General features: G+C 50.3%; 14 protein-coding genes and 1 tRNA gene. 6 read left to right on the top strand and 9 right to left on the bottom strand.

Features of this window, described 5'->3' with window-relative positions; genetic code table 11:
- Positions 1–116: 116 nt before the first annotated feature.
- Positions 117–2,468 carry a putative glycoside hydrolase gene (locus C5O22_RS12775; protein ID WP_132782423.1) on the top strand — a complete coding sequence of 784 codons (2,352 nt, stop codon included), beginning with the start codon at positions 117–119 and terminating at the stop codon, positions 2,466–2,468.
- 101 nt (positions 2,469–2,569) lie between these two features.
- On the opposite strand, the gene C5O22_RS12770 is transcribed toward C5O22_RS12775, so the two are convergent.
- On the bottom strand, positions 2,570–3,328 hold the full coding sequence (locus tag C5O22_RS12770) for a tRNA threonylcarbamoyladenosine dehydratase (protein ID WP_132782421.1): 759 nt from the start codon (positions 3,326–3,328) through the stop codon (positions 2,570–2,572).
- A gap of 49 nt (positions 3,329–3,377) precedes the next feature.
- Here C5O22_RS12770 and C5O22_RS12765 point away from each other — a divergent pair, with 49 nt between their 5' ends.
- Entirely contained in the window at positions 3,378–3,746 is a 369-nt protein-coding gene (locus C5O22_RS12765; protein ID WP_132782419.1) for a phosphatase PAP2 family protein, read from the top strand.
- A gap of 5 nt (positions 3,747–3,751) precedes the next feature.
- The gene (locus tag C5O22_RS12760; RefSeq protein WP_207895391.1) at positions 3,752–4,270 is read left to right on the top strand and encodes a phosphatase PAP2 family protein; all 519 of its coding nucleotides are present in this window, start codon (positions 3,752–3,754) and stop codon (positions 4,268–4,270) included.
- Positions 4,271–4,347: 77 nt separating this feature from the next.
- Here C5O22_RS12760 and C5O22_RS12755 read toward each other — a convergent pair whose 3' ends face one another.
- Together C5O22_RS12755 and C5O22_RS12750 are read right to left on the bottom strand one after the other, a co-directional pair.
- Positions 4,348–5,193 (bottom strand): UTP--glucose-1-phosphate uridylyltransferase, encoded by an 846-nt coding sequence (locus tag C5O22_RS12755; protein ID WP_132782415.1) that lies wholly within the window; start codon positions 5,191–5,193, stop codon positions 4,348–4,350.
- 7 nt (positions 5,194–5,200) lie between these two features.
- On the bottom strand, positions 5,201–6,550 hold the full coding sequence (locus C5O22_RS12750; RefSeq protein WP_132782413.1) for a hypothetical protein: 1,350 nt from the start codon (positions 6,548–6,550) through the stop codon (positions 5,201–5,203).
- Between the two features lie 164 nt (positions 6,551–6,714).
- Here C5O22_RS12750 and mnmE point away from each other — a divergent pair, with 164 nt between their 5' ends.
- On the top strand, positions 6,715–8,253 hold the full coding sequence (gene mnmE, locus C5O22_RS12745; RefSeq protein ID WP_132782411.1) for a tRNA uridine-5-carboxymethylaminomethyl(34) synthesis GTPase MnmE: 1,539 nt from the start codon (positions 6,715–6,717) through the stop codon (positions 8,251–8,253).
- Between the two features lie 2 nt (positions 8,254–8,255).
- Complete coding sequence (gene mnmG / locus C5O22_RS12740; protein WP_207895390.1) at positions 8,256–10,172, top strand: tRNA uridine-5-carboxymethylaminomethyl(34) synthesis enzyme MnmG; 1,917 nt, start codon at positions 8,256–8,258, stop codon at positions 10,170–10,172.
- Between the two features lie 55 nt (positions 10,173–10,227).
- On the opposite strand, the gene C5O22_RS12735 is transcribed toward mnmG, so the two are convergent.
- Positions 10,228–10,977: a glycogen-binding domain-containing protein gene (locus tag C5O22_RS12735; protein ID WP_132782409.1), complete on the bottom strand. Its 750-nt coding sequence runs from the start codon at positions 10,975–10,977 to the stop codon at positions 10,228–10,230.
- A gap of 41 nt (positions 10,978–11,018) precedes the next feature.
- Between C5O22_RS12735 and flcA the strand changes: the two genes are divergently transcribed.
- Positions 11,019–14,447, top strand: coding sequence for a periplasmic flagellar collar protein FlcA (gene flcA / locus C5O22_RS12730; RefSeq protein ID WP_132782407.1), 3,429 nt, complete (start codon positions 11,019–11,021; stop codon positions 14,445–14,447).
- A 30-nt stretch (positions 14,448–14,477) separates the two neighbouring features.
- Here the strand turns inward: flcA and C5O22_RS12725 are convergent.
- The 5 genes from C5O22_RS12725 to C5O22_RS12705 all read right to left on the bottom strand — a co-directional run bounded on the left by C5O22_RS12725 (position 14,478) and on the right by C5O22_RS12705 (position 19,877).
- Positions 14,478–14,552: transfer RNA gene (locus C5O22_RS12725), tRNA-Val, on the bottom strand.
- 195 nt (positions 14,553–14,747) lie between these two features.
- Positions 14,748–15,452 (bottom strand): hypothetical protein, encoded by a 705-nt coding sequence (locus C5O22_RS12720; RefSeq protein ID WP_132782405.1) that lies wholly within the window; start codon positions 15,450–15,452, stop codon positions 14,748–14,750.
- Between the two features lie 239 nt (positions 15,453–15,691).
- The gene (locus C5O22_RS12715; RefSeq protein ID WP_132782403.1) at positions 15,692–16,546 is read right to left on the bottom strand and encodes a hypothetical protein; all 855 of its coding nucleotides are present in this window, start codon (positions 16,544–16,546) and stop codon (positions 15,692–15,694) included.
- A gap of 62 nt (positions 16,547–16,608) precedes the next feature.
- Entirely contained in the window at positions 16,609–18,741 is a 2,133-nt protein-coding gene (locus tag C5O22_RS12710; RefSeq protein WP_132782401.1) for a hypothetical protein, read from the bottom strand.
- 176 nt (positions 18,742–18,917) lie between these two features.
- Complete coding sequence (locus tag C5O22_RS12705) at positions 18,918–19,877, bottom strand: omptin family outer membrane protease (protein WP_165910525.1); 960 nt, start codon at positions 19,875–19,877, stop codon at positions 18,918–18,920.
- Positions 19,878–20,446 lie beyond the last annotated feature (569 nt).

Below are 20,446 nucleotides of genomic sequence, written 5' to 3'. Positions count from 1 at the left end.
GATAGCCCATTTTTGTCGGTCCGTGGCTACTCCCCTTCCCATGGAAGTATCCCGTAACAACCGGTAGTAACAAAGAGGCTTTTTCAAAGAAACAAAATCCGCTAGGATATGTCCATATGGCCAAAGCGCGAATGCTTCTTTTTTTGCTTTTTTATATTCTTCTCCAAGGGATTATTCTATCCTCTGTTCAAGCTCAGACATCTTCTTCTTTCAGGGCCCTGGCAGGAACCACCCAGGGGCTTTTTTTCATAACCCGCAATCAGGGAGAGGAACGGATGAGTCCCCTCTGGCAGGAAGGGGAGGTAAAAAAGATCCTCGTGCAGAAGGGACGGTACATTCTCCTTACCGACCAGGGGATATGGGTATCTTCAAATCTTCAAAAGTGGGAGCCCCGGAATCGGGGACTTCCCATCAAGACCCTCAAAATTATCCAGGAAGGAAAAAAGACCTTTCTCCAGCAGGTACAGGACATCAAAGATCTGGAGATCCATCCCGATGAACCAGATACGTGGGTATGCGCTACCCGGGAAGGGGTTTTTATTACCTACACGGCAGGCCAGGAATGGGTTTCCCTCGGTATGCCGCCCGCCAGGACAAATGGGATCAAAGCCGTAGCGGTGGCATCCCTCCCGGAATTAACCGTATTCGCCAGCCACAGCATCTATGGGGTTTTCTTTCTTACGCTGGATAATCGCCGCAACCGAACCTGGCAAAGTCTGAACGGGGGGCTGGAACTCCACCCAAGCACCGCAAACCCCGATGAGGTGGCGGATATCCTCGTCCTCCCCGCACCAAAGGGAAGCCAGAACCAAAGCCAGGGGGCCACCAATAAAAATTTAAATACCGGGGAAATGCCCTCAATCTATGCCATTCAGACCTTTCAGCCCCGGCTCTACGCCCTTTCCTGGCAAAACAAACGGTTTGATGCTCTCTGGAAGGGCCCTGAAGGGCCCTTCATGACCTTCGATTCCCTCCGTCCCTGGGGAGAACGTCTTATTGCCCTCAGCGAAGGGAAGATCCTTTCCTTTATACCCTCAAAGGTTGACAAAAGTCCCCAGAGCAATACCACCCGTGAAAGCCCACCAAGGGAGGTATCCCCTTCTTCTCCTCTTCCGGACGGGCAAGGGCTGGCCTCCATGGTTCGGCAGGAACCATCGCTCCAGGGTATGCTCCAGGCGCTGAAAGAAACGGTACCGGGATATCTTAACGGCATAGTCCTATTTTCAGAAACCCCATCGGGCCCAGTTTCCCCTTCGGCTTCCTCCGAAACGGAGCCGTTCCCCTCCTCTTCAGGGAACGAACTCGTTCTCTCCGAACTGTACCTCCTTGACCAGCCAGGGGCGGTCCGGAACACCGCCGCTCCCCAGGCCCGGGGTAAAGAAGGGATATACCTGCCGGTAAATCATGCCCTGAGCCCCAAAAGCCTTGCTCCATACCTGTCCCTCATGGCGGAGCGGCATATTAACCTTGTGGTCATCGATATGAAAGATGATTATGGTCGCCTCCGTTTTTCGCCTCAAAATCCCACCATTACCGCTAAAGGACGGGTCTTTAATCCCATCAATCTCGATACGTTCCTTACGACCATGAAACAACAGGGAATTTACACGGTGGCCCGCGTCGTGGTATTCAAAGACCCCGAGCTTGCCAGGAAAGAAGGGGGCCGGTATGCGGTGTGGGATAAAACCACCAATAGCCCCTGGCGAGGGTACTATGAAACTCAGAGGACCCTGCAGGATGCTCAGGGCTCTGAAAACAGTGAAACACATCGGGTTTTTTACGATGAAAGCTGGGTGGACCCCTACTCAGAAGTGGTATGGCAGTATATCGGCGATATAGCGAAGGAACTAGAGGCGCGGGGCTTCGATGAAATTCAATTTGATTATATCCGTTTCCCCACCGATGGAATCAACTTAAAAGATGCCACCTATCGCTGGAGAGAGGCGGGCATGGACATGGAAAGCGCCATTCTGTCCTTTCTTCGGCACATGCGAAGCATCCTTTCCGTCCCTATTTCAATCGATATTTATGGAGCCAATGGCTGGTATCGAACGGGGGCCCGAACCGGCCAGGAACTGGAGGTGCTTTCCCGCTATGCGGATATCGTGTGTCCTATGTACTATCCCAGCCATTTTGAACAAACCTTCATGGCCCAGGAACCCGCGGAGCTTCGTCCGTACCGTATCTATTATCAGGGAACCCTCCGGGCCCAGCGGATTACCCGCAATCGGGCCCTCATTCGCCCCTATGCTCAGGCCTTTTTTCTTAACGTGGCCTATGACAGAAAATATTACAGCCCCACCTATGTGTTATACCAGCTTCTTGCCACCCGGGATGCGGGAAATCCCGGTCTTACCTACTGGAATAACGTGGGACGCTATGACGATATTCCCTTCCCTGAACAGGTGCTCTCGATGCGTTCCTCCTTTTCTCCCTTTGAAACTCGTAGCGCTTCTTTTTTAGAGTGACAGGGGACACCCGATAGAGGATTCCCCGGGCCTCCGCACGTAAGGGGTTTTCATTCAGTACCCGCTGCCATGCCCCATCTGTACAAGATGAGAAACCATGCTTAACCGGGAGGGAAATGGCTTTCCCCTTCTGTTACGGTTTTGATAAGATCCTGAACTACCCGGGAAGCCATAAGAAGCCCCGCCACAGAGGGCACAAAGGCTATGCTTGCGGGAATGGGGCGTCCCCCAGAAGCCCCGCCTCCGCCCTTACCAGCAGGGGCCTGACTTTTACAGCGGGGTTCTTCCTTCGAATACACCACCGGAAGGGCAGAAATCCCCCGTTTTTTCAGTTCCTGCCGGACCCGCCGGGCTAGAGGACAGCCCCGGGTTTCGTACACATCCCCCAGACAGAGCTGGGTTGGATCGATCCGGTTCCCCGTTCCCATGGAACTGATAATAGGGATACCCCGCTTATAACAATACTCAATGAGGGCAACCTTCGCAGAAACTGTATCAATCGCATCAACCACGTAGGAGCTATCTGGAGGGATAAGGGCATCACAGTTTTCTGGAGTTACAAAGACCGGATAGACCGTTACTGTGCAGGGGGGATTAATATCGGCAATCCGATCTTGCATGACCTCTACCTTAAGCTTTCCTAGCGTAGAGTGCAGGGCAATGATCTGTCGATTAATGTTAGTGGGTACAATCCTATCGTGGTCCACCAGAATGAGGGAACCCACGCCACAGCGGGCAAGGGCCTCCGCCGCATAGCCCCCTACACCCCCCAGGCCTACTACCACCACCCGACTCCGGGCAAGAACCTGGAGCGCCTCTTTACCGAGGAGTCTTTCGGTGCGGCTAAAAATTTCTTCCATGGCGGGAATGGTAAAAAAAGAGTATACTCACCGTCAAGGGAGGAACAATATGGAACAGTGGTATTCCTGGGGTTTAGTGGTTATTCGCTGGATTCAGCAGATTGAATCGCCCTTGGTCACCGGCCTTATGAAGGGGATTACCTTTCTGGGCTCCGAGTATGCCTATCTTGCCCTCATTCCTTTTGTGTACTGGTGTATCGATGAACAAAAGGGCCTGCGACTGGGTATTACCTTCGTGCTTTCCGCCTGGCTTAACGGGGCTCTTAAAGAATGGTTTCACCAACCCCGACCATACGAACTTGATCCAGCGGTAGGCCTGGCCCGGGAAGACTCCTTCGGGATTCCCTCCGGCCATGCCCAGCTTACCCTGACGTTCTGGGGCATCGCGGGGCCCTGGATCCATCGTCTCTGGGGGTAGTTCTTGTGGTGGGACTGTCTCTCCTTGTCGGATTTACCCGGCTGTATTTAGGGGTCCATTTTCCCACCGATGTTGTGGCGGGCTGGCTCGTAGGTCTCGGAGTACTTGCAGTATACTATTTTGGATATTCCACCCTAGAATCATACCTTAAAAACATACCGCCCCGTTTTCTCTTACTCCTTGCAGCCCTTCTGGTCTTTTGTATGAACGCCCTTAATCCAAAGGATGTCAGCTTCGGGGGTGTGTTCTTTGGGATGTGCCTGGGGGTACTGCTGGTTTCTCCTTCGCTGGGCTTTAGGGCTTCTGAGGGGCCAGAGGGGAAACCCGCCCCCCGGACAACTCGAGCCCTGCGGTATGGGCTCGGCATAGTGGGGGTTCTTCTCCTTTACGCGGGTTTAAAACCCCTTCTCCCCCCGGAGGGGGCAGCCTGGTATCAGGCGGGGCGCTTTGTCCGCTATGGACTCATTGGCCTGTGGGTAAGTGGCGGCGCACCCTGGCTTTTTAAGCGGGTAAAACTGGCCTGACAAAACGCCCCCTTTGGAGGCCATTTTGGGGGAGAGGGCGGGCGACCCCATTTCGGGGGCGCCCTCTGTAGTGGGGGCTATGCCTTCTGGCGGCGTTCTAAATAACTATCCAGTACTTTCTTGAGGGAAGGGACCGTATCGGCATACCAGAGAATAGCTTCCAGGTATCCTTCGGGCTCTCCCGTATCAAGGCGCTTACCCGAAAGACGCCGGTACACCACCTTCCCTTCATTCATAAGCTTATTAAGGGCATAGATGTGATAGTACTCGCCCCCCTCATGCCGCTGCCAGCCCTCTTCAAGGTAGGTGAAAAACTCGGGGGTGTAGAGGTAACGCCCAATGGAAACCTCGTGGCTTGGCTCGGTTCCCCGGCTTGGTTTCTCCACGATGGCCCGCACATGCTCCCCATCGGTGGCGATATCCAGAACCCCATACCGACTCACATCGCCCGGTTCATACACGGTGGCCATCACGGAACAGCCCGTTTCTCGCCACTTTTCAATAAGCTGAGCCGCGAGGGGGGGCTCACCCACCTGGAGGTCATCGGGATAGGCCACCACACAGGGCTCATCGCCGATAAAGGGCCGGGCCTGCAGCAGGGCATGGCCGGTTCCCAGCATGTGCTGTTGCCGGACAAAGACAATACGAACCTCCGCCGGCGGCTTTATCCACCGCAGGCGGTCCGTTTTTCCTTCTTTTTCAAAGATTGTTTCTAATTCTACTTCCCGGTCAAAGTAATCTTCCATCACCTTTTTTCGTCGGGAACTGATGATGATAATGTCCTCTATCCCGGACTTTACAAATTCATCGACGATAAAGGCGATGGAAGGCACATTAATCAGGGGAAGCATCTCCTTGGGTATGGTCTTGGTTACCGGTAAGAACCGAGTCCCATACCCGGCCGCTACAATGATTCCTTTCATGCCTCCCTTATAGCTTAAAGCTTACCCCCGCGGCAATCCCGGTACCGCCAAAGCTCTTAAAGAAGCCCCCGAGGCCATCAAAAATACCGAGCATGTAATCCATGCCCACGTTTACAAAGACCTGCATATCCCGGCTGACAAGGTAGCTTACTTCGCCGTTCAGCTTAAATCCGTAGTGGGTAAACCACTTATCATCGGATGTAGAAAGCTGTTCTTCAAACCGCTGGATTAAATAGTTCGAGCCCCCCGCAATAGCGGCGGTGCCGGTTATGGCCAGGCGGCCCAGATAGAGGTTATATTCCACCCCTCCGTAAACGATGATGGGGAAGAGGAAGAAGCGATCCAGGTTCACCTGGGCGCCTACCACCGGTCGCACATCGTAAAAGCCCCGGGTAACGGGGATCTTCGCGCCTATGGCCAGGGCACCACTGGTACTCTCCCCCTTGCTATTCTTAATTGTATCAAAGTACTTAAGATACATGAGGTAGGGACCAAAATCGGCTCCTAAGCGGGGAACTTCCACAAGCTGGGCCCCTTCTACAAGACCCTTGTCGGCATACCGAACGGTTGCGGTGGCCACCTGGCTCCCCACATCTTTAATTACCACGAGGCCCACTTCCCGTTCATCCATAAGGCCCCCGATGGTCTCCCGGCTTACCACCATGTATTCATCCCCTTTAACAACCCCCATGTCCTGACCAAACTGCATCTTTACTTCCCCACCTTTTACCTGGAGCACCTGGGTCCGCAGGGTAAAGGAGGGAATCTTCCGCACCTCGTAGGTTAGTTGAACCGGAATTGCATCAATGGCTTCCCGAATGGCCTTGGTCTGGGTTTCCCGGGAACTTCCCGTGGTGGTAATATTGGCCATCCCGATGGTCTTTCCCTCCGCTACGTTCAGGAAGGCCACACTCGTTTTAATCATCGCCTGGTACTGGTTGTTGGCTTTATCAACCTTAAAATCTACAATAGTGGGGATCACCACCACAAAGGCTCCATACAGTTTTTTAAGGAGCCCTTCGGTAAGCTGGACATCCCCAAATTTCACCTCATCCGGCAGGGGAGTATTGTTCTGTTTTGCCGTCTGGATAAGATCGATAAAGGCCTGCAGGTCCCGGGCGGAAAACCGTTCGGCCTGACCTAAGACATTAAAGCGACCCAGATTAACAAAGACCCCCTGAATCTCCGCATCCACATTCGCGAGGACCTCAAGGGGGATATTGTACCCATAATAGCCCAGGGCAAACACCGCCACATCCTGCTTCTTACTCACCTCTGCCTGGACCTTATTCTGGGCAAAGAGCGAAACAAAGCCCACACTGAGCATAAGGAGAGCGGCTCCTAATCTCTTAACCATGAATTTCCTCCTTCATCTAAGTCTCTTGGTTTTTATACAACGATTTCCCCTCCGGGAAATGAGAGGTAGGTATCTCTTCTTTTGAAGTATATCGCTTAAAAGGACCGCGTCAAGTTTCAGGACTAGAAAAAATAGGCTTTTCTCGCTATGCTCCATCGGTACCTATGCAGCGCCCAACCTACGGGGATGAACAACCCATTGCAGCCTATGCGACTCCCCTTGCAGAGAGTGCCCTTACCCTGATTCGCACCAGCGGGAAAGACTGTATCCGCCAGCTTGCCCGGGTGTTTTCCCGACCGGACCGTCTGCAAACAAGCCCCGGGAACCGGATCCTTCATGGCTGGATCCAGACCGAAGGGGGCACCAAACTGGATGAGGTGCTCCTCATGGTATACCGGGCCCCCCACAGTTACACCGGCGAGGATGGGGTAGATATTTCGTGCCATGGGGGCTATGCGGCGGCCAGGGCGGTCATGCAGGCCCTGCTTTCCGTGGGGTTCCGGGAGGCCCTGCCGGGGGAATTTACCTTTCGGGCCTTTCTCCATGGGAAACTGGACCTTACCCGGGCCGAGTCGGTCCTCGAGATGGTCCAGGCCCGGACCGACGAGGCCCGAGGCCATGCGGTGGACCGGCTTTTGGGGAAGCTCGAGGCGGAAATTCGTTCCATAAAAGAAACGCTCATGACCGCCCTGGCCGCCACCGAACTCTTCCTTGATTATTCCGAAGACGATGGCGTGTCTTTGATAGCCCAGGAAGGGGAATATACGATGGAATCTCTCCCGGAATTGCTTGAGGCGGCGGGGCGCATGCCCGATCGGGATGCCGTAACAGAAGCCCGGCATCGTCTTGCAGACCTTGCCCGTTCTTACCAGCGGGAGCGGCTCTATACCGAGGGGGCCCTTATCGCCATTGCGGGCCGTCCCAATGCAGGTAAATCGAGCCTGTTCAATCAACTGGTACGGGAAGAGCGTTCTATCGTTACCGATATCCCCGGTACCACCCGGGATTACATCGAAGCCTGGATTGCCATCCAGGGGATTCCTATTCGACTGGTGGATACGGCGGGGCTCCGGGAGTCCCGGGACCCCATAGAACAGATAGGCGTGGCCCGGAGCAAATCCATCCTGCAACGGGCAGATGCGGTGTTGTATGTTCTTGATGGAACCGTGGGTATTTCAGAGGAAGATCGGCTGTTTCTGGAACAGTACCGGCACCTTGCTCAGGGCTCACAGGAAAAGTCCGTTGAACAAGGTGGGGCCCCCAGAGACAGTAAGGGTCAGGGTGTACCGCTCTGTATCGTCTGGAACAAAGAAGACCGGGTCCCTTTCACAAACCAGAAGGACGAAGAGCTTCGGTCCTTTCTCGGGACTCCCTGGGAATCCATTCCTGTCTGCGCCGTAAGCGCCCTTACCGGAGCGGGGATTCCCCAACTTGCAGAAAGAATGGTAACCCTCCTCGGGGTAGAACCAAAAGAAAAGGGCAATCAATCCGTCGGAATTGGGTCGGCCCGACAGAAAGAACTTATCGAGCGGGCCCTGGGGGCGGTAGAAGAGGCCCTTACCCTGGATAGTCAGGGGGCACCCCTGGACATTATTGCACCCCTGCTTCGAGAAGCGGTGGATGCGCTGGGGGAAATTACCGGCGAAGTTTCCACCGCGGATATTTTAGAGACCATGTTTAGTCGTTTTTGTGTAGGGAAATAGCGATGGATTATCAGTGTATTGTTGTTGGTGGGGGACACGCGGGGATCGAAGCTTCCCTTGCGGCCGCCCGCTTAGGATTACGCACCCTGCTCATCACCCAGAACCCCGATCGAATTGGGGCCCTTTCCTGTAACCCCGCGGTGGGAGGGCTTTCCAAAGGGAACCTGGTTCGGGAGGTTGACGCCCTGGGGGGCGAGATGGGGAAACTCATCGATGCCACCATGATTCAGTATCGAGTGCTAAACCGTTCCCGGGGTCCGGCGGTTCAGGCTCCCCGGGCACAGGCAGATAAAATCCGGTATCAGATGGCCGCCCGCCGGGCAGTAGAAAGCCAGAAAAACCTCCACATTTTCATGGATACCGTGGTGGATCTCCTTGTCTCGGCGGATGAAAAACGGGTAGAAGGGGTCCTTACCGAACGGGGTCATCGAATCGGCGCTCCGGTGGTAATCCTGGCAACCGGTACTTTTATGGAAGGGAAAATCTTTATCGGTGAGTATGAGGCCCCCATGGGACGGCTCGGTGAGGGGGCCGCCCTTGGATTAGGGAAGGCCCTCCGCCGACGGGGCTTTCCTGTGGGACGCCTTAAGACGGGAACCCCCGCCCGCATTGCGGGAGAGACCATTGACTATTCCCGCCTGGAACGCCAGGATGGAGAGGCTCCCCGGCCCTTCTCCTTCGATGTGGATCCCGACACCATTCTGGATCGCCCCCATCATCCCTGCTGGATTACCTACACTACGCCCCGGACCCATGAGATTATCCGACAGAACATTCACCGCTCTCCCCTGTATGGAGGAAAAATCATCGGTATCGGGCCCCGATACTGTCCCTCCCTGGAAGATAAGGTGGTTCGTTTCCCCGATCGGGAACGACACCACATCTTTATAGAGCCCGAAAGCCTTGAAACCAATGAAATGTACCTGAACGGCGCTTCCAGTTCTCTTCCCGAGGATGTTCAACTTGATTTTATCCATAGCCTGCCTGGCCTCGAAGAGGCCCGGGTTGTCCGGCCCGCCTACGCGGTGGAATATGACTACCTGGATCCCCTGGATCTGTACCCTTCCCTTGAGTCAAAACGGCTGTCGGGGCTTTTTGTGGCGGGCCAAACCAACGGAAGCTCCGGCTACGAAGAGGCCGCGGCTCAGGGAATCATGGCCGGTATTAATGGGGCCATGAAGGTGCTGGGCCGCCCCCCCCTTATTCTAAGCCGGAGCGAAGCCTACATCGGGGTCCTTATCGACGACCTTACGACCCTGGGTACCAAGGAACCCTACCGGATGTTCACCAGTCGGGCTGAACATCGGCTGATGCTGCGTCACGACACGGCTGATAGCCGCCTTACCCCCTACGGCAGAGCCCTGGGGCTCGTCGACGACCGGCGATGGGAACGGTTTCAGAAAAAGATAGCCACCCTGGAAGAAATTCAGGAACTCCTCAGGCAACGAAAGGTTCCCCTTTCCCCCGCTGATTATGAAGAAACAACGGGGAAGGAATTCCCAGAGGTTCTTCGCCCCCACAGCGGCGCCTCCCTTGAGCGGGCCCTTACCAATTCCCTGGTCCAATTAGAACACATTCAGCCCCTGGTCCCTGAGCTTGCCCACTATCCTGCTGAATGGATAGAACGGGTGTACCTGGACATTAAATACTCGGGGTATATCGAAAAGGAAAAACGGGCCGCCGCTCGTCTTGCCAAAATGGAGGCCATGAAAATTCCTGAAGATTTCGATTACCATACCTTACCGGGCCTTTCCGCCGAAGCCCGGGAAAAACTCCGTAAAGTTCAGCCCCAAACCGTTGGACAGGCCGCCCGGGTCCCCGGCATTCGACAGGGAGACGTAGCGGTTCTCATCGTCCACCTTCATAAGCGTAAAGGGATTCAACTATCCCCTTCTCAGGAACCCCCTGATTTTTCTTAGGCAGGAGGATAGCAGACGCCATCCGCCCTATGCGGTATAGGGGAACTTTCTTTTTTTAGGGAACTATCGCCTCAGAGGCGGTACGGCCATCCCGGGTATACACCTTCCGGGGATTGTTAGGATCCAGCACCCGTTCTCCCCGGTAAAAAAATACGTACTGATATTTCCCGGGGGGAAGGGGAAGGGTCAAAAGGTAAAAACCGGGAGAAACCTCTTCCAGTTCATACATAAAGGGATCCCAATTATTAAAGCTCCCTGCCACAGTGACCCTTTCCCCCGGGGCGGCAGAAAAACTGAATCGGAGACTCCCCGCCGGAGCATCGTAGGTTGATCGGATCGGAGAAGGAGGGGGTAAGGTTACCACCGAGTAGGCAAGCCCTGTGGATGGATCGGTCCGATACAACGGGTTAAGGGGATCCCGCTGCCACAGTCCATCTATCACCAGGCGATACTGAAGTTCCCGGACCTCCCGGGGGTACTCATAGACGTAAAAAAGAATCCCCGAATCTTTAAAACCCACCAGGTCATTTCCACTTTGATTCTTAGAAGCCCCGGGGGGAATATCATCATGCTTTAAGAGTTTCTTAAACCAGTACACCCTGCTATAGCCCTCATGGGCAAAGGCGATTCCTACCCTTCGATAGGTAGAAGGAAAGGTAAAAATCACCCCATCTTCATAAATTTCTGGGGCCTTCGCTTGAGAAATAGAGAGGAGATGGTCGATAAAAGAATAGGACTGCGTATCCAGCGCCGTAAGAGGGAATATAAAGGAAACGCAAAGGAGAACACACAGCAAATGTTTCATAGCTTCTTTACAATTGTCGACCAATAGGACAATATCTTTATATGCCGTCGTTACAGGATCTTAAACAGTTCAAAGACTCCTTTCAACACATCGGACGGGAGGCGGAAATTCTCGCAGAACGGGGGCTCTCCTATGAAGATTTAGCCCTGCCTGACACGGAACCCCTGCCGATGGAAGAGGAAGAACCGGACCGCCCTCTCTCAGCTAGTCGGGCCGAGGAGCCCCTTCCCGATCTACTGGGCGCCGAAGGGACGCTTAATTGGGAAGAACAGGAAGGGAATCTCTTCCCAGAGGGGGAGACCTCCCGAGAGCCCCTCACCCCCGGGCTGGAAGATTTCCCCCCCCCAGAGGACGGTAGCGGCGGCAGCGCACAAGAAAAAGAAGGCAATGAGCCGGACTTTGATTTTGGTTCCTTTCTTGAAAGCCTGGGTGACGATTTTTCTGCTCCACCGCCCGGGACGATTCCGGAGGAAGAGGCAGAATCATCTTCCCCGGCTTCTTTTTCCACATTTCCCGCAGATACACAAGAGGAAAGGGGGGTCTCCCCTGCTCCGGACGAAGACCTGGGAGGCGCTATACCGGCGGATCTTCTTTCGGGGTTAGCCGAAGAAATTGAACAGGAACGCACCAACCAAAAAAGCGAAGCCCCTTCGTTTACCATTCCGGAAGAAAGTTCCGAGACAGGATCGAACCTTCCCGAGGAGTTTTCCTTTGATGGTTTTTCTCTCCCCGAAGAGGGGGGCCTTCCAGAAAGCCCCCTCTCCGGTACCGAAATGCAGGGACAGGAACATCTTGAAGGCGAATCCGCCGAGACGTTTCCCCAGGTTGAACTCCCCCAGTTAGAAGAAAATCTTTTCTCTGAGGAACCAGGCTCTTCCCTTTCTTTCAAAGAAAGAGACCAGGGAAATATTTTTGAAGGGACAGGCGGCCCTTCTTTCGAGGAAGCTCCCGGGCAAATCCCCGATACTTCCGAAGGCGCTCTTGACACTGAACAGGTTCTCTTCAAAGAACCGGGTTTTTCTCTGCCAGAGGGAGAAGCCCCTTCCCTTTCGCAGCCGTCCCTGGATACCGGGGTCTCTATTTCGGAAGCAGCCTCTCTTTCGGAAACACCTCCAGAAAAAACTTCTCCCTCCTCATTTGAGGAGATGGATTTTTCTATCCCTGAGTTTGAAGGGTTTAGTCTACCGGGAGAAGAGAAAAAACCAGAACGAGGAATGGGGGACGCCTTCGAACAAAAGCCGGAAGCCCCCTTTGATAGTTTTTCGTTAGGAGAGGCAGAACTGGGCTCGGATTTTTCTTTACCCCCCGAAACCTTTGCTGCCGCCCCCGGAACAGAAAAAGCGTCCTTTGAGGGGGATGAAGATTTTAGCCTTCCCAATATTGATGAGCTCTACGGCAAAGAAAGCACCCCAGGACGGGCTGTTCCTCCTCCAACTGCCCGGCGGGCTCCTAAGAAAGGCGGAGAAGAGCCGGTAGAAGAAATTTCCCTGAGCGCCGAGGACATCCAGAAGATCCAGAATACCCTGGATAGCTATCCCCTCAACTTACGAATTGCCTGTGAGGAAATCATTGCCGAACAGGTGGTAGAACCGGCGCTCCTTTCGAATCTGGTAAAGATGCTCGTTCGGGGGGCTTCCGCTCGAGAAATACTCCCCCTGGTAAATCGGGCCCTTGGCCGCACCATCACGCTTCCCCGGGGATACGAAAAAAAGACCGGCGAGGAACTGGAGGCGGAGAAATCAAGTTTCCGCTATATTTTTATCCATCGGGTCCTTCCTCTGGCAGGCCTGTTTACCTTCATTACTCTGGTTACCGCATCGATCTTCTATCTTTCCTATTCTTTCATTTACATACCCTTCCGGGCAGAACAATTGTACCGAAAAGGCTACAGTCGCATTGAAACAGGAAACTACTATCAGGCCAACGAGTCCTTCGATCAGGCCCGTTCCCTCTGGGTAAAAAAGAAATGGTTTTATGCCTATGCAAATAAGTTTGTAGAAAAAAAACAGTTCCTCTTGGCAGAGGAAAAGTACGAACAACTGCTCGCCCATTATCCCCGGGACAAACAGGTTGCCCTGGATTATGCCAATTTTGAATGGAAGACCCTGGTAAACTACGCCAAGGCGGACCGGATCATTCGAGATCGAATTCTCTATTATTCGGTAGACGATAAGGAAGGATTGATGACCCTGGGGGATATTAACCTGGACTGGGGGACCATCGCTCCTGAACGATACGAAGAGGCCCGAAAGGCCTATGCCCGTCTTATTGAAAAACACGGCAAAAAGGATCCCTTCCTGGAACGGATGCTGTTGTATTTTGTACGGACCGACAACCTGGCAGAAACCCTCCGGCTTAAAGCCTATTTTATGGAGAATCGGACTAAAATCACCGCCCCTACCCTTGCCGAAATGGGGGGCTATCTTTTAGATAAAAAGATTACTCCCCCCGAGGCGGTTCCCGACGTAAACATCGGTAACATTGATGAACTAAAGGAGGTGCTGGAACGGGCTATTAAAACCGATCCTACCCTTCCCGAAGGGTACTACCACTTAGCCCGGTATCTCCATGAATACGGAACCCAGGGGAACGAAAAAGCGGTACTCCAACAGGCCCTTCAAGCTTTTCAAAAAGCCCCCGAATTGAATACCCGCCGCATAGGGTATCATGTGGACAGCTATCGCCGCCTTGCCCAGATTCAACTCCAGGAAAAGGCCTTTATCCAGGCCCAGGATAGTCTCCTTAAGGGGATTAGTATCTATGAAGATGCCCGATCCCGGGGGCTTATGAATCCTAATCCCACTATGGGACGGCTCTATGCAGATTTAGGAGATATTCATTACTTTGTTTCCGGGAACTACGACGAAGCCCTGCGGCGTTACGAACAGAGTAGGACGAATCAACACTTTCCACCGGAAATTCAATATCGAAGGGGCGTCATTTATTACAGTAAGAAACAATACGAAGCGGCCATGGCGGACTTTTTTTCGGTGGCTTCCAATTACAGAATGAATCGACGGATTCTCCTTGCGATGGGGAACACCGCTTTTTACCGGGGAAACTACAGCGTTGCCGCAGGCTACTATCAACGCCTTATTGACATGCTCGAGGCAGACCGCCAACGGATACCGCTGTTACTCCCCAACGAACGGCCCGAACATATGGAACTGGTGGAACGGCTTATGCGGGGCTGGAATAACCTGGGGGTGGTATTAGAGAAACTGGGAAGCCAGCAGGGGAACCAGGGGCTCCTTTCAAAGGCCCTGGCCCTCTATGCTGAATCTTCCCGGGCCTGGGATATGCTTACCCGGGATCCCCGAACCATGGTTCGGTCAGGATCAAAAAACCTGGCCTATCTTAATACAAGGAACATGCTCTATCCCGTACGTGGATGGGAAGCCCAAATCTATCCCGAAATCGATAAGGATGTGGTAGAACCTTCGGTATGGGAACAGTTTCTGTTAAAATAAGCCAGAGTAAGGGGAAACAAAAAAATCCCCTGGTGGACGATACTGGATTTGAACCAGTGACTTCTACCGTGTGAAGGTAGCACTCTCCCGCTGAGTTAATCGTCCACCAGGGGATGTTACGTGGCTTTTCTTCCCTGAGGATACAATCCCTTCCTCAAGAAAGAACATCGCCTGCGCTTTTCTTAACAGAGCCTAAGCCTGCACAGCTGCTCCATAAGAACAGCTGTATATTACCATTGGCCTTTTTTTTGTGTCAAGGGTAGGGCTTGAGACCTTGTATAATTAACCAGTCAGAGTAATTTACTTTGAGAAAAAATCTATTTTGCATCCGAGGCTTACGGACCGGGCGAGGGCAGTAGCCCCGTATATGGTCCACCAGGCATCGGAGGTTGTATTTTCGAGCCCCCAGAGATACAACAGGGGAACTGCAAGCCCTAGACGGGGGGTTATTGCCACCGAAGAAAAGCGAAACCGCCATCCCAAGGCTCCCCCGACCCGAAGTCCTACAACATGGTACTGCTCTTTTTCATACGCGCTAACCGTATAGGCCGGAAGACGGGAATCATCCAGGGTAAGGGTAAGCATATCGAGGGAAACAAAGGGGCCATAAAAGAAACCGGAAAAATCTGAGGAAAAGAAAAATCGCTGCTCTCCCATCAGACTCACATAATGGGGATACTTTGCAAAACCAAGGCTGTATTCTTTTGCATCGATCCCCACGGAAACCGCGAGAGAAAGCCATACCCGATCAAGGGACACCCCATTTTCAGAGAATGGGGCCACAAAAGACATGAGGCTCGCCGGTGAAACTCCCACAGAGAGTACCGGCTCCGAGGATGAATTTATTTTCGCAGAACCCCCTCCTCGAGGACTGGTAGTATCCTGAGCTCTTACAGAAAGAGGATACCCCATCAGAACAAAGTAAAGAATTATACTCCATAAAACGATAGACCCATGATTATTTTTTAAGAGAAATTGTGGGGAAAAACCTTTTATAATTTCCATAGACCTTTCTCCTCTAAATTTCTATCGTGTTTTTTAAAGCCCCGTTGAATTATGGGCTGAATTCATTCCCTCCAGGTAACCTTTTCGATGATTTTCATGCAGGGGCATTTTCTCCCTCTCTTATATCACAGGCACCACCCATTTTCCCAGGAAGAGCCAAAAAATTCTGGTCCGTGAACAGAGAAGTGTACCCAAGGCACTTATCATTCAAAGACAGCTACGGCTGGTCTGTAACCTAATTATTTGTACCACTGAGGACTTGTTTCAAGAGTGTAGGTTACATTTATAATGGTATACACCAGCCCAGCACAGAGGGCGCCGTCATTGATAGCTACCGGATCTCCGGTATCAAAAAGCTGATACCTGTGTTTGTAAACCTCCGCTATGGTCTTCTTGTCGCTATTTACAATTTGGTATTTCTGGTCGTTATTTTTTAACTGTCGGAGGTCACTATCCATATTTCTCAACGGATTGGAAGAAGGCCCTTTACCAAAGAAGGGGACTGTTTCATAGAGCGGTTCATACACCGCATAGACCGTATACGGACGGCCTTGTATGGTAATCGTTGCGAGTTCCACCGGATATTTGGGAATGGTATTATAATTATCCAGAGACTTATGATAGGTTATAGAGAAATTGGTTTCTTTGACCGAAGAAAAATTGAACCAAACCCGTTTTTCCCCATACCCTTGCTCTCCATACCCCTTTGGTTTGTTATCAGCGGCAGTAACAAAAGGTAATTCTTTTATAAAAACATTTTGATTACCGGTTATTATATTCCCATCAAAGATATATTTCTTAAATGTCTTTTCATAGAACTCAGAAGAAAAAGGCTTTGCATCAGAATTCGTGATTTTTCCTTTACAAAGAATCTGGTGTTCTTCTAGTTTTACATCAAATTGGCTCATTGTCTCTTTAAGAATTTCTAGCTTCAATTCTCCATTATCTACTACTGCTCCCGCTGCAGGAAAGGAATGGTCTCCTACCTGATCTACCCTTCTTCCATATCCTATGGAATTGCAGGAAAGCAACACCATTCCACTCAGAAGAGCTCCGCCCAACGATAGTACCACTCTTTTTTCAAATCCCTTCATACTTTTACCTCCCCAGAGCTTTCTGCATTGGGAGATGCAGAAAGCCCAAAATATTTTTGCTTTTAATACATTACTATCGCATTATACAGATTTTTCCGGTATTCTCCGAGCACTATAGGGTATGAAAAATCTTTTCTACCAAGATTAAATGGCAACACGATAGAGAGTGCAGGAACAACTTTTGCTTTTCCGACCAGGTCGATGCTGGTCCTCATAGAGATTGCATCCTGTACCGTGATAGTTGCTTTGGTATCCAAACCGCTTTCTACTTCAAGAGTAGTTTGCAATACTGAAACTCCGATGCCGGCACCAAGGCTTAAAGAGGGATATATAGAAACAGAAGCGCCTGTAACGTTTAAACTTGTTGGCTGTAGGTTCGGATCCTGGGGACCAACATAATATACTGTTTCATTAACAAAACTTCCGTTTGCGTAAGGCGAGAAGTAGATCTCTGGGCGATATACCCACGTCCAAAACACCTTAAACCATTTTACCCAATTTACCCCATAATCTGCGCCCACGCGGAATCCTGCTCCATAGAGCCCATTATAGCCACAGAACATATTTGTTGAGAAAGACCCACCGCTATTAACCGTAAGAGGCACATCAATACCAGTTTTAAGTATCAGATTAATAGATACTGGTCCCACAGGTACAGGGAAATTAAGTTGAATATTTTTATTTCCTCCAATAAGGCTCACCGAATACCCTTTATTAAGGGTAAATATGTTTTCAGCAAGCAAACGTAATGCGCAATCAAAGGTCGCATTCACATTAGAAAAAGTTATGGAAAAAGATCCCTTAATACCAAAGTCTAGCCCCAGATTACCCAAGTAATCCGGGATATTCTGGTTTTGGGTAACATATTCAAGTAAATTTTCGTAAGTTTCTCGCAATATCGGGACCTTACTATAAGAATTAAATTTGGCCTGCAAAGCAGCTTTTTGGCTTTGGTAATCTGTATAAGTGGCGGCACGATTTGTTCCAGGACTTATAGCTCCTTCTGAAGAGCCTAAAGAAACACTAAAAAGTGGAAGAATTTCAGTAATATCATTACTACCGCCGTCTTTTTGTGGACAGTTCGCAGGGTACTTATGTGCAAGATACAATCGGTTCAGAGCAACCAGTTCCCTTTCCGAAAGGGCCGAAGTATCAGCGACGAAAGTAGCTACTTCTACATCCAGAATCTCACCCGTTTCGTAAGCTATCATTTTTACTAGATCCCGCTCTTTAAGTAACTGATTTAAAGCGGTAAGAGCACTGAGATTATCACTCACAGGTATCTGCACACGACTTTGTACTGTTTCCGGGAGACTCTGAAACAAATTTAATGGTGTTACTAATTCATTAAATTCGCTTTCAACAAAATAAAAATTTTCCTCTTGAGAAGTACTCTCCAATTCTTCCTCATCGATGGTCCTAGTTCTACGACTTACAACCGACCTACATACCCGTTGGTACTTACCAGTAGTATTATCAAGTACATAATCACCATTTACAACCCCCAGAACCACTGATCGGTTTCCACTGGTTCCTTCATACTTGCTGATAATAAATTTTCCCGCTGGATTCACACCAATAATTCCGCTCGGATACACTCCACGACTATATTGTTCAGGCAATATGGCAAACATACTGGTATATTCTTCATCTTGATCGCTTATAAAGGTAAGATACACCGCATTTTCCATGCCTGGACGCTTTTGTATCGGCGACGCATATGTTATATCCGGTTTACCATCCCCGTTAATATCTACCCTTTCATTCTTCGCGAGCTGATAACTCCCCTCACCAAGTTCTACCCCTTTTGCATCATACAGTCTTGTGGTAAATGATACCCCCTCTCTACTAATTGAGCGAATAATAAGCACTCCATACTGCGCTTCCGTGGGTTTATCTTCTGAAATCAATGTTCCATCAGCAGCAACTTTTGTATCGATCTTCCCCAGTCTTATCGCGAGGGTCGCCCCCGAACATAGATGCCCAGAGGCAGGATCCTCGGGATTATAGATCACACTTCCTCCCATATAACCTTTCTGAGAGATGGAGCGGAATTCTGTTGATACTGGATTAAGACCGATATTCTGTCCATCCCCCATGAAAGGAAAGGCACAGGATCCTAAAAGGAAGGAAGGAAGGAAGGAAATAAATAACACCATTAGCCCTTTTAGGGCTTTAAAAAACCTTTTGTACATAGAAGACCTCCATTCTTTTTTAAGCCAGGCTGCAGCTTTTTGGCTTTCATTAATAGAGTAAAAGGGCTCTGTAAAAATTGTCAAGTTAATTTTTTATTTTTGTGATGTGTAAACAGACATGGTACCCCCAAGACACCATGTCACTAAAGTATCTCTATAGCTGGTCCGCAACCAAATTATTTAAGAAACCCAATTGTCAAAAAACAGATTATTTCCCGACTACCCGCCGTATAAGAAGAATCCCTTATAAAGGTTCCATCTCCAAGTCCTATCGTACGGCTTGAGGTAGTCCCCATAACAGAAAACGAACGGAACGCCAATTTCATATACCAGGATTCCTTAGAGATATATTTCTCCTCATTATACCAAAACAGCTTAACTTCCCCTTCAATACCCATCCCATTGAGTAATCTATCATAAAACTGTACCGGCGGGTTCCTGATGAAGTGATTATCCAGGGCCTGTATTTCCAGATAGGGAATCCAAGTCGCGAGAACTGATAAACCTATGGGGCTAGAAATTAACCATTCCACAGCAAGGGACAACGATGGATACCACAAGGCTTGTTCATAACTAATAACAGTACCTGCTACCGATTGTTGACTTTCATTTCCCGTCCAATAACCAGTGTTGGGATATTGCAGATATCCATTCTGACCTGACCATTTCCGATTTTGATAGGTAACTCCCACGCGGGGAACAAGCACCCATATCTCCCCCAGAGGCAGTTGTAGTCCTAAGGAGAACCCTAGACACATATCTTTATCAAGATAGGCCTCGTGCCAGGAATAGTGACTGGGTTTGGTAGGATCTTCGAGAAGATAATCAAAATCTTTCAGAGCCCCAGAGCGAATAGGGAACGCCGTGGAAGCCTCTACTATTCCAATTAGCCAACAATACTTTAGTACCCCTTTTATTCCGAGGGAGGGAACCCACCGAACATCCCATACTAAACGACTAATCTGCCGACCTTCCTGATACACCAATTCTTCAACCGATCCCCAAGAAAAACCTGTTTCAGTTGCTAAGTTAAAGGAGAAACTAACCTTTTTTTCCTGGGAAAAACCGACAGGCAATGAATTAAACATAGTTGTATATAAAAAAATAAATATAGTCATATTCCTCAGGAATTTCATACTCTCCCCCCTCGGTAAATACACTTGCTGCCGAACAAGGAACTTCAGCATCTTGCCCTCTACCGTTATCCATTCAACAATGCCCCTCTCTTCTACATCAAGATCGATTTGAATAGTTAAGCAACCATTCAATAATTTACAGAGCCTTTTATCCTCCCCGACAACTAGCAGGGTATCTCATGATAAAGGAGATTAGGCACATACAAAACCTGGCTAAGAAGGCATTTTCTTTTGCCAATCCGGATCAAACATCGCATAATCTCGATACCAATCATCCTTTTTGGAGACTACCTCTATACACAGATAGAAATAGAAGTAGCTAAAATTGTCATAAGTAAGGTTTTCTATCATAACCGACATTTCCAAAAGAAAGGTTTGGCCCACTAGATATTATGGTTGCAGTTCCCCCTAGATAACATGGTTATATTCATTTTCTGGCCACTTTTCCCATCCCTCAGAAAAACAAAAAATGGGAAGGGCTCCAGATAGAATATCACTGTTTTTATAGAAAGTATTTTCCTTATCCAGAAATTTCATAATCACCCCCGGCGCTATTTGTCAACAAATTT

The organism is Treponema sp. J25, assembly GCF_004343725.1.
Lineage (GTDB): Bacteria > Spirochaetota > Spirochaetia > Treponematales > Breznakiellaceae > J25.
This window is presented reverse-complemented; position numbering and strand designations above follow the sequence as displayed.